Genomic DNA, 9281 nt, shown 5'->3' on the forward strand with positions numbered 1-9281 from the left:
CGAAGCCGCCGGATCAGCTACACTTACTATCGCATCTTGATTAAATCCCCGTGTCCACTTTCCGGGGTTCGGGCCCATCAGCGCAGATGAAGCTACTAGCAGCAACTACACGTGTACTAGGTGAGCTTTTAGACCATGACCCGCATTTTTCCCACCGTTTTAGCCGCAGCCCGTTTTACACGGGCAAAGCTCCTACGGCTTATCGTTGGTACAGGCAGCACAATAGGGTGATGCGTCTTGGAGACTTGGTAAAGCAGGTAAGGAACATGGCAGGACACGACCAGTTCAACCCCACCCCGCGCCAGCAATTTTCCTCGGGCCGGGAACTTATCAACGCGGTGAAGTCGCGTCGTGAGGAAGCCCAAGCGTTTAAAGCTCTTGCCCAGGACGTAGATGCAGAAATCGCTGACGGTCTTGACCAATACGATCCGGAGCTTATTGACGGTGTGCGCGTGCTGTGGATTACCCCAGGTAAAGCGGCACGTGACGAAACCGCCTTCCGTCATGCGCTCAAGGCCGGCCATCGTCTGCGCCAACAAGGCCAGCGCTTGACGGACGCTGCGATTATTGATGCGTATGAGCACGCCTACAACGTCGCCCAGACCCACGGCGGAGCCGGACGTGACAGTGAAATACCACCCATGCGCGACCGCCAAACCATGGCAAGGCGTGTACGCGGCTACGTCACCCAGTCCAAGAGCAAGGCTTATAGAAGCACGAGCGCTCCAGGTAAAGCCACCAGTAGTGAACGAAAAGCACTAGCCACCATGGGCCGCAGAGGCGGACAGAAAGCTGCACAACGCTGGAAAACCGAACCAGAGGGTAAATATGCGCAAGAACAGCGTGAGGCTTTGAGCAACGCTAACAAGCGTCGTTCCGCAGGCGGTCGCAGTCAGGCGTACAAGATTGCAGCGTACTTTGACGATGCTTTTTCGCAGACAGGGTCCTACCCAACTGTGGCCGATGCCGCTGCAGAGTTCACTGTTTCGGGGCGAACTGTTCAGCGAGCGTTATTGAAAGCTGGAATCGTCTTACCTACAGGCAGGAAAAAGGGTGACAGACCGTAAGCAATATACGGTTCCCCTGCCGTTAGGCAGTTAAGTAAAACCTCTCTTAGCAAGACTGGGTTTAATGGACTATGTCCCGGTGTTACTAAGAGTGCCAATAGTGTGTCGCCGCTACCGCCAGAAGACGAGTAGGTCGAGCAGTTCGTTCTAGCTGTGGATCGTGGCCATAGGGTCGGCAAGTATCGCGCCCAAGGCAGCGCCTAGTGTGAGCGAGAGCAGCTCAGAAAGTCGCCTAAGACTGGTGTGGGGGGGGGCGTGGGGCTCTTTTCATGGATTTCTCCTTGCACGTCCCGTATTTCGGTCGTGCGGAAAAGGAATATCGCAACCGTCGCGTTGTCCAACTCCAGGCGCTCGGTCTGGACTGCCGCCCGAGCTGTCCGGCTCGGTTGCCCCGATTCAGTCCTCGCGTACTCAATCGCGCAGAAGCCCCTAGCCCTCCGTGTGGGTACCGCTGCCGGGCCTTTAACCGCTTAGACGGGTGCACAGCGCGCCGTGTGACGCCGCTGCACCGCCCCGCAGGGCTGACAAGCACGGTCGGGCGGAATGTACCCAAATATGTTGCTGTCCCACCCGCCAGTCCTGGCGGACAAGCCGGGCAGTCTTGCGGCGGTCTGTCGCCTGATTTTCGGGACGGAAGAACCGGCCCGAGACCACGCCGCGAAGCGGCTGGGGAACACACACTATATGCACTCTTAATGAGAATCGGGATAAGGCGGCTCCGGGGGGCTTCAGCTCGTTGCAAATGTGCCCAATGGCTATCCCAGGCGATGTGCTCTGGGTTCTTGGTCATCAGACCGGAGTAGCCCTTGTCGCCATCGACGGAGCGGCGTAGGACAGCGGCTTGCGTTTGGCGCGTACTCGGTGCGGGGTAATGGCGTTGTCAGCGATTAGACTGCGTGTGCGGGCCCGTTGTGCGGGTTTCCACCGCAGCTTAGGAGCTAGTCGCGTCTGTCCCACATCGCGCGCAGAAGCGCGTCAGGGTGGGCAATATCGACCACTAAAAGGTTATTCATCGTGCTTGGGTTGGCTTGGACGTAGCACTGCCAAGTGTCTTCTCGCGTGAGGTGTGATAGATGCCCTCACACAGTTCGTCAAAGTTATTGATCGTATTTTGCTATTGATCTTATTTTGGAACACATGTAGTCTCGGGAGGTGAACCACCTCTCCACCTCTCTAGAAATTAGGAACACTATGAGAACTCAGTCAAAAGCACTGACGGCACTAGCTTCCGTAGCTATCCTTTTTGCCGGTCAGGGACTAGCCTCCGCTGCAGAAAAGGACGATCCTACAACCCCTCAAGAGTTCCAAGAACAGACCGCTGCAGAAGGATCAATCACTCCGGAGGTTCTGGATCAAGCTTTTGAGGAACTAATCAACTCGGATGTTCCCCGAACTGTAAATGACGACTCCACCGTAACCTTCGACCTCGAGCACATGGATCTAACGCTAAGGGATCCACATGCCGTCACCCCCTATGTGAGCGGAGGAAAAGAAAACGGGGGATTCTGGGTAGAGTTCACTCCTCTTGAGCAGGACATGATCATCAGCGGATCGGGGCTTGCCCTAGGGACCGCCATCTGCGCTATTCCCGGTGTCGGGTGGGCTGCCTGCACCGTCGTTGAAGCTATCATCACCGGCGCAACAGTAGTCCTCAGCCACAACAAGGGCTGCGATAAACGCATAAAAGTCCATTACACGTGGGCCGGAAACGTCCGTGACAGCGAGTGTGCTTAACAATCAAGTGTGAAGAGAAATAATGAACAGACATAAAATATCGCCCAATGCGATTGTCGTTGCACTATTTGGGCTGGCAATTTCAGGTTATGTCGCCATCGCAAACAAGTCGATTCTCGGATTTTTTGTCCTCATACTGCTCACCATAGTTGCATCAGTACTGGTCAATCGCGTCAAAAACAGTCATCAGGAATAACCAGTGAGTAAATCTGCATAAATGCGTACTTAATTCTTTTATCTACTAAGTACGGATAACTTCCTGTAAATGTCCTCCCCAGTGCTTCTAGTGAAAGGAGATGCTGGGGAGTTCCTTTTATTGTGCGCTTCTTGATTTCTAGTGCTCGTGTAAACAGCAGAACGAAAATCGTCGTGGCAAGCGCTGTCTAGTGAATAGGCAGCGCTCCATTTCGTTTTGGCCCTTATTCTCTGGAATTGTTTGTGCAATATGGTGTGCACACTCTAATGCGACCATTACTACATGGTGAAGATTATTCATGTGTTTCAGACCGGAGGCGACGACCGTTTCGCACGGCCAAGCAATTCGAACTAACTGATCGCGATCGGCTCCTTTTTGACTGGTTGGTGGCGTTTGAAGCTATGACGCGCGACCACGTTGCCAGACTGTGGGGAATTAACCATTCGGGAGCCTCTAAGCGTCTTCGGGTGCTCCGAGACAAAGGGTTCATAGACGATAAAAGCGTTTTCACGGGCTTTCCCAGCATTCTCACCATCCCAGCAAAGGCTGCAGGCACAGTAAATGGACGCACATTACTGATAAAGGAAATGCTGTCGGAGACTTCAAGCCTCCTCGCTTTAACACAGGTGGAACCCTGGCACACACGCTTTTTGTTATGGATTCAGCTCTATCCTGGTCAATTTATGGGCACACGGTCGTAAGCGAGCGATGAAAGACCAGGACCGTAAGCACCACACTAGCGGACGCAACCTCTATCGAATCTGTTGAGTTCATAGGTGGTGTTGTGGGATCCGTCGGTGTCTACACACATGATGGTGTTCAGACGACGTGCGAGGGCTTGTCTTCGTGATAATGGTTCCCACGTGTAGAAAGTCCAGGGCGCTTCGTTGGATACAAGCACCACTTGGTTAAAGCGAGCTGTTTTGTTGGTGTAGCGAGCTGGAAGCGTCGTTGGCCAGAAATCGAGGATATTAAGGAGCGTACTGAGGCGCATTTCTCCGTCGAACTCGTCTAAAATGAGCGTTTCTTCTCCCATATAGCCATCAAATGGGTTTTTATAATCAGTGACGCGGTAGTAGCTCGTATCGCCCAGTTCGACAGCAAGACTGGTCTTTCCCGTTCCAGGTGGCCCGTAAAGCCAGATGACCTCTAGCTGGCGAGGCTTAGTGTGGCGGGAGCGGTCACGGGCAGAGATGAGCTTTTCGACGAACAACGTCATGTGCGCGGCTTCCGGAACTTGAAGGAAAACCTCGTCAGCAGAAAGCCCTTTTTCAAGTACAGCCTCGCGGACGACTTCTACATCTGTGCGACGCCCCTTTTCGTCACTATGTCTAATTTTCCCGTGTTCTAGCCTTGGTTCTCCAGTGACACGAGTTGTTTCTTTGGTGACGTACTCGACGGCCTGTTGCATGGGACCACGACGGGGTTCTAGATGAGCGGTTGGGAGTCTTCTTTTGAGCGTGGAAAACCTAATAGGGGATTTTCCACCGTCGATAAGTAGCTGCCAGTGGCGGTATCCATCCTCTTCGCCTTCTTCGAGCTGTCCTAGGTAGTTGTATGAGCTAAGTGCTTCTTCTATCTCCTTTCGGCTCATCTTCTCTGCTGATATTGTGACCATCCATGACCGGGACTGCATTGTCTTGCTACATTTTTTGCTACGCATTGCTTCACCTGAATACCCCTTCTGAGCTGGGTTGATACATGCTACATAGGTGCCGGTAACACTAACCGGCACCTACCTGCTGCCGCGGCGGCATTCGCCGCCTTGCCACGCAGAGAACGTACAGGCTGCGTGGAGCATTTAACTTTGACCGCCTATGCGGGTGATATTCGCTGCCTGTGCCCCTATTGCTTTCGGTCGCTTACGTCTTCCGCTTCCGCGGCGCTCGTTCTTTGGCGGCCTGGCCTGTGGCCAGCCGCGTCGTCCTCGCTTGCTGCAGCGTTCGACGTGCGCTCCCTACGAGCCTGGGGCACAGGAAAGTAATGGTCACCCGTTATGCCGTTCGAAGACGTGCACTTCGCGCCACACGCCATCTCCGTCATCGACGACGAGCCGGCGTGACTTCAATCTGGCCGGGTTGGGCTCTCCCGGCTCGGGTAGCCTGCCCATCACCAGTTTTGCGTCGTCACCAGTAACCTGCCCGCAGATGCGCACCGTCGCGAGGTCGCGAATCGATGTCGGAATCACGTCTGCGCTCATTCGTTGGGTCGCAAGCACAGTGATCACTCCCGCTGACCTTCCGCGCTGCACCAGATCACGCACCATCCGCACTCGCTCTTTTGCGGCATTTTTATCGGCTTTATCCTCGGATGCTGCATCAAAGATTCGATGGCACTCATCCAAAATAAGCACGCGAAGCGGGAGGCCTTGTGAAGCCGTCCAGAAGTCGATTTCTTGCTCAAAGCGCGTGTTCATTTCTTTTTGAGCTGACTCGATAGCTCTGACTGCTAGCTGTACATCATCAGCGCCTTTTCCTTCGGCTATTTCCACGTCAGCGTGAGGTTTCAGTGCGTCCTGAATCTGGCGTAAAAGTACTGTTTTTCCTGAGCCAGGCCGCGCGCCGACAACGACACCGGATATGTCGCGCAGAGAGAATCCAGCAGGCTCACCATCCTCGACATCGACACCGATGATGACCTGTCCTGTTGTGGGGGCATAGGAAGGGCTTCCTTCTACAGTGCTTCCGATGTGATGAATAGCCCGCACGTGGGCGTAGCCGGAATCCACGCTTATTCGCATTGCCTGATGTACTACGGTGCTAAGTTCTTCAGCTAATCCTTCTCTCTGCCAGGCGGCTGTCTCACCAGGGGAAATACGAACGCGACCATCACGGTGCACACGATGGATAGTTAAGCCAAAAAGTTCGCTGAGCTGTTTCTTTCGGCGGTGGATCTTCCCGGCGATAGGGTATTTTCGGTACCACCATTTCGACCATAACCACGGGATAAGCAGATAGAATATTGCCGCTAGGACGATCGCCCCGCCCACACCGAGGAGTGCGGCATGAGCGAGTCGATCTAGCGCCTGGGTATCGAGGAGATCTGGCGCCCGAAAGACGGGGCTAGCCATCAGCGGCCTTCTCTACGCAGCGGTGCAGCGCACTATAAAGCTCCCCATCAGACGCCCAGCCGAGCTTTTGGGCACCTGCTCCGGTATCCCCTTTCCCTAAAGCTCTCACCGTTATTCGAATGAATGATGCGGCTGTAGTGAAGGAAGAGGTGTGTGCGGCAACAATATCGAATCCTTTCTGTAGGCTCTCCCTTCGCAATAGTGTCTTCGGATCGGCATTCCACTGAGCCCAGAGTTCCTCCGGATCGTGCTCTAGCAGATATTTAGTCAAGATTCTCTATCTCCTCGACGCTTTCGACACCCTGTGCCTGGAAAAAGAGCGTTCCATCTACGGCTCCAGCCATCAGGCCGATGAAACGAATTTTTTCTCCTTCATAAATGGTTGGCCGCGTCGGAACCCACACGGTGACCGCCTGGCGGCGGATCTCTCGCTCCACAGCACCGTTATCGACCTCCTCCTCACTCATTGTTAGCGCTACCTGGATCTTCCAAGCCTTGCATCCGGGGAAAAACGGGCTTTCTTTTTCCCGGCCGTCCCGCTCCTCTGGCGCCTCTGGCACCGATAGTGCGCGCACTCCGGCTACCAGCTGATAAGCAGGGGTCAGGTATGATGGAATTACCGTTTTAGAGGACATTCTTTCCCTCTCTGCGGAATATCACCGCGTCTTGATTTCCTCCCTGAGATTCTTTTAGTCGAGGCGTCTCGGGGAAGATGATGGCTCTCCTCAGATCTCCTGAGAAGAGGCCCAGCTTTTGCGGGGCTGACCCCATTAACCCGCAAAACCACTGCGTAAGCAATGCTTTTTCCCGTGTGGGCACGCGGGTACCTACATGCCCACAGGTGTAGAAATAAAATTAGATGCAGTGATTACTGACACACTAAAGAAAAGGAGCGGGCATGCCACGCAAGAATCGAGAAGTCATAACAATGCTCCGGAACGAGGGGATGTCAAAGAGCGAAGCTGAAAAGTATGCACGTGGCGATTGGGCTGAGGCCTTTTGGGAAATGAGGTTCAATAACACTCGGCCGCCTCTTTATCTCAAGGAGATAATCAAGAAGTTAGACCGGAAACCCTCCCAAAGACCGAGAGCTCAGATGAAAGTATCGGTCCAACCCGAACTCGTAGAAGCTCTAAACAGTATTTCCGAACACCTCAAGACGCCACGTCAGAAAATCATCGAGATTCTACTAACACACTACCTAGTACAGCACGGCGATGAAGCAGTATATGTTTTGCACTGCTATACAGAGCAAAAAGTTAATCACCGAAAGTATCTTAGCCGCAGGAAAACCGGCTATCGAACAGAGGAAGATAATCTCGATTATCCCCTAGGCCCGGAGTATCAAGACCCAGACGTACACGGCATTTATATTCCTGAGCAAAGCGACTATAAATAATTGGTGCTGTTGCAAAGTTGGGCGGAGAGCCGAGACGACCCAGTTTCTCATTTCCTGATGGCCGCTGCGTGCCGGCGTTCTCAGGCCGTCTCGAAGACCCGGTTGACGATCACCGCGTCCGGATTGGGGTGCCCATAAGCAAACATCGTGCCCTGACCTTTCCGTAATGAATGCATCGCTTCCATCCCTTTCAACGTCCGGTAGGCGGAAATTCGGTTTTTGAACGCCCCCTTCGGTCCCAGGATTCTTTTAAGTCGGCCATGATCTCCCTCGAGAACGTTGTTCAGGTATTTCACCTGCCGGTGCTCCACCGTCTGAGGGCAGATTCCCTCCGCCTTCAGCTCGGATATTGCCTTGGCCAGAGCTGGTGCCTTGTCGGTGTTGATGACCCGCGGGGACCCGGCTGTCGTATTCGATCGCAGCGTCTTGGCCAGGAAACGCTTGGCCGCAGCCACATTCCGTTTTGGTGAGAGGTAGAAGCCTAAGGTCTGCCCACCGGCGGTAATAGCCCGGTAGAGATAGCACCACGTGCCGCCGACCCGGATATAGGTCTCATCCACCCGCCAGGACCGGGCCTGCCAGTCAGGTACCTGCCGGTACCACAGTGTTTGCTTGTCCAGCTCAGGGGCGTATTTCTGCACCCAGCGGTAGATCGTGGTGTGATCGACTGGCACACCCCGCTCGGTCATCATTTCTTCCAGATCGCGGTAGCTCACGCCGTAGCGGCAGTACCACCGCACCGCCCACAGGATGATGTCACGGGGGAAATGCCGACCGGAGAAGATGCCCATGGCTGTGATTATTTCACGCAGGTCTTTCTACTGCCCCAACTTTGCAACAGCACCCTACCGTTCAAGTCGAGCATACGATGAATTAAGGGCTCTTATGCCGATACTGGTAGCCCGTAACGATTTCGAACACCGCAAAACTAATTCGTATACAAGCGGAAGTACTGTGATTTGATCTTCTCTTCTTACGAATCCGGTTTACCCGGAAAGTTTACTACTGGTGCTGGCAACTCCAAATTGGGACCTTTAAATCCGGGATGTCGGGGGAGGGGTAGTTGAAGTGAGTGCGGAGCCATTTCAGCAAAATTTTCGCGTTTACCCCGGAAGAGATCGCCGCTAGTTTCTGCCGCATCTGACAGGAGGCAACCAGCTGGCGGAATCGGTCGTAGCTGTAATGGCGCTGGCCCGGCTGGGCGGCAGTGGTGGTGTAGCGAGCCCACAATACTTGCAGCGTTTGCTTCGTACGCCCTGTGCGTGCTTTGACGACCGTGTCAAAGTCAATCGGGACGAATTCGCCTTGCCCGCTGGTGCGTTTATCAACGAATATCTCGTCCAGCTCGTCATTCGTCAGCGCCGCGACCTGCTCAACAGTGGTCAAGCCAAGGCTTCGCAGCGCTTGGTTCGCCCGGGAAATCGCGCGATGCGAGCACCCGAGCTGGTCTTCAATCTGGCGGTAAGAACGCTTCTTTATCAGCAGCGTCATCACCGCACGGTAATCCGTCATAAGCGGACTCCTCCCAGTACACGCCGCACCCGAGTGGTGCGGCTACCGGAAGTATCATCCCGAGCGCCCTGAGCTGCTACCAGAAACTCACTGAAGCGCTACCGGATAGTCACGACACTGCTACCAAATAGCCGGTCGCAACACAGAACTGCGGTTAAGGGAGATTCCTACAACGTCGGCGCGCCGCCGGATTTCCCGATTCAGTCGTTTTGTCGGATTTTTAGACTACACCCTATTGTTACGCCGGTGTGCGGCAGAATGTTTCCTGTAAAATAGGGCCGTTCCTAGCATTGTTTTACACGT

The 9281-nt window shown here is 54.2% G+C and carries 10 protein-coding genes and 1 pseudogene; 5 read left to right on the top strand and 6 right to left on the bottom strand.

Going from position 1 to position 9281, the window contains the following annotated elements; genetic code table 11:
• Nucleotides 1-86: 86 nt before the first annotated feature.
• The 4 genes and pseudogenes from ABRP86_RS11190 to ABRP86_RS11210 all read left to right on the top strand — a co-directional run.
• Nucleotides 87-197: pseudogene (locus ABRP86_RS11190) on the top strand (replication initiation protein); the annotation flags it as partial.
• A gap of 69 nt (nt 198-266) precedes the next feature.
• Nucleotides 267-1067: a hypothetical protein gene (locus ABRP86_RS11195; RefSeq protein WP_349864405.1), complete on the top strand. Its 801-nt coding sequence runs from the start codon at nt 267-269 to the stop codon at nt 1065-1067.
• A 1152-nt stretch (nt 1068-2219) separates the two neighbouring features.
• Nucleotides 2220-2801: a hypothetical protein gene (locus ABRP86_RS11205; protein ID WP_349864386.1), complete on the top strand. Its 582-nt coding sequence runs from the start codon at nt 2220-2222 to the stop codon at nt 2799-2801.
• Nucleotides 2802-2823: 22 nt separating this feature from the next.
• Nucleotides 2824-2997: a hypothetical protein gene (locus ABRP86_RS11210; protein ID WP_349864389.1), complete on the top strand. Its 174-nt coding sequence runs from the start codon at nt 2824-2826 to the stop codon at nt 2995-2997.
• Between the two features lie 736 nt (nt 2998-3733).
• On the opposite strand, the gene ABRP86_RS11215 is transcribed toward ABRP86_RS11210, so the two are convergent.
• From ABRP86_RS11215 to ABRP86_RS11230, 4 genes are all read right to left on the bottom strand, one after another.
• Nucleotides 3734-4660 carry a hypothetical protein gene (locus tag ABRP86_RS11215; protein ID WP_349864391.1) on the bottom strand — a complete coding sequence of 309 codons (927 nt, stop codon included), beginning with the start codon at nt 4658-4660 and terminating at the stop codon, nt 3734-3736.
• Between the two features lie 324 nt (nt 4661-4984).
• Nucleotides 4985-6067 (bottom strand): AAA family ATPase, encoded by a 1083-nt coding sequence (locus ABRP86_RS11220; RefSeq protein WP_349864394.1) that lies wholly within the window; start codon nt 6065-6067, stop codon nt 4985-4987.
• Nucleotides 6060-6338 carry a hypothetical protein gene (locus tag ABRP86_RS11225; protein ID WP_284623473.1) on the bottom strand — a complete coding sequence of 93 codons (279 nt, stop codon included), beginning with the start codon at nt 6336-6338 and terminating at the stop codon, nt 6060-6062. The genes ABRP86_RS11220 and ABRP86_RS11225 overlap by 8 nt, the downstream gene beginning before the upstream one ends.
• Nucleotides 6331-6702, bottom strand: a complete 372-nt coding sequence (locus ABRP86_RS11230; RefSeq protein WP_349864396.1) for a hypothetical protein — start codon at nt 6700-6702, stop codon at nt 6331-6333. Before ABRP86_RS11230 ends, ABRP86_RS11225 begins: the two co-directional genes overlap by 8 nt.
• Nucleotides 6703-6965: 263 nt before the next feature.
• Here ABRP86_RS11230 and ABRP86_RS11235 point away from each other — a divergent pair, with 263 nt between their 5' ends.
• Nucleotides 6966-7466 carry a hypothetical protein gene (locus tag ABRP86_RS11235; RefSeq protein ID WP_349864398.1) on the top strand — a complete coding sequence of 167 codons (501 nt, stop codon included), beginning with the start codon at nt 6966-6968 and terminating at the stop codon, nt 7464-7466.
• An 80-nt stretch (nt 7467-7546) separates the two neighbouring features.
• Here ABRP86_RS11235 and ABRP86_RS11240 read toward each other — a convergent pair whose 3' ends face one another.
• Both ABRP86_RS11240 and ABRP86_RS11245 read right to left on the bottom strand, forming a co-directional pair.
• The gene (locus ABRP86_RS11240; protein ID WP_349864401.1) at nt 7547-8257 is read right to left on the bottom strand and encodes an IS6 family transposase; all 711 of its coding nucleotides are present in this window, start codon (nt 8255-8257) and stop codon (nt 7547-7549) included.
• 211 nt (nt 8258-8468) lie between these two features.
• Entirely contained in the window at nt 8469-8978 is a 510-nt protein-coding gene (locus ABRP86_RS11245) for a hypothetical protein (RefSeq protein WP_349864403.1), read from the bottom strand.
• Nucleotides 8979-9281 lie beyond the last annotated feature (303 nt).

This window comes from Corynebacterium sp. KPL3927, assembly GCF_040225835.1.
GTDB lineage: Bacteria > Actinomycetota > Actinomycetes > Mycobacteriales > Mycobacteriaceae > Corynebacterium.

Bases quoted from the DNA above. Each gene is read 5' to 3' on its own strand.
- ABRP86_RS11195 (WP_349864405.1), top strand. From the start codon at position 267: ATGGCAGGACACGACCAGTTCAACCCCACCCCGCGCCAGCAATTTTCC.
- ABRP86_RS11210 (WP_349864389.1), top strand. From the start codon at position 2,824: ATGAACAGACATAAAATATCGCCCAATGCGATTGTCGTTGCACTATTT.
- ABRP86_RS11215 (WP_349864391.1), bottom strand. From the start codon at position 4,660: ATGCGTAGCAAAAAATGTAGCAAGACAATGCAGTCCCGGTCATGGATG.
- ABRP86_RS11220 (WP_349864394.1), bottom strand. From the start codon at position 6,067: ATGGCTAGCCCCGTCTTTCGGGCGCCAGATCTCCTCGATACCCAGGCG.
- ABRP86_RS11230 (WP_349864396.1), bottom strand. From the start codon at position 6,702: ATGTCCTCTAAAACGGTAATTCCATCATACCTGACCCCTGCTTATCAG.
- ABRP86_RS11235 (WP_349864398.1), top strand. From the start codon at position 6,966: ATGCCACGCAAGAATCGAGAAGTCATAACAATGCTCCGGAACGAGGGG.
- ABRP86_RS11240 (WP_349864401.1), bottom strand. From the start codon at position 8,257: ATGGGCATCTTCTCCGGTCGGCATTTCCCCCGTGACATCATCCTGTGG.
- ABRP86_RS11245 (WP_349864403.1), bottom strand. From the start codon at position 8,978: ATGACGGATTACCGTGCGGTGATGACGCTGCTGATAAAGAAGCGTTCT.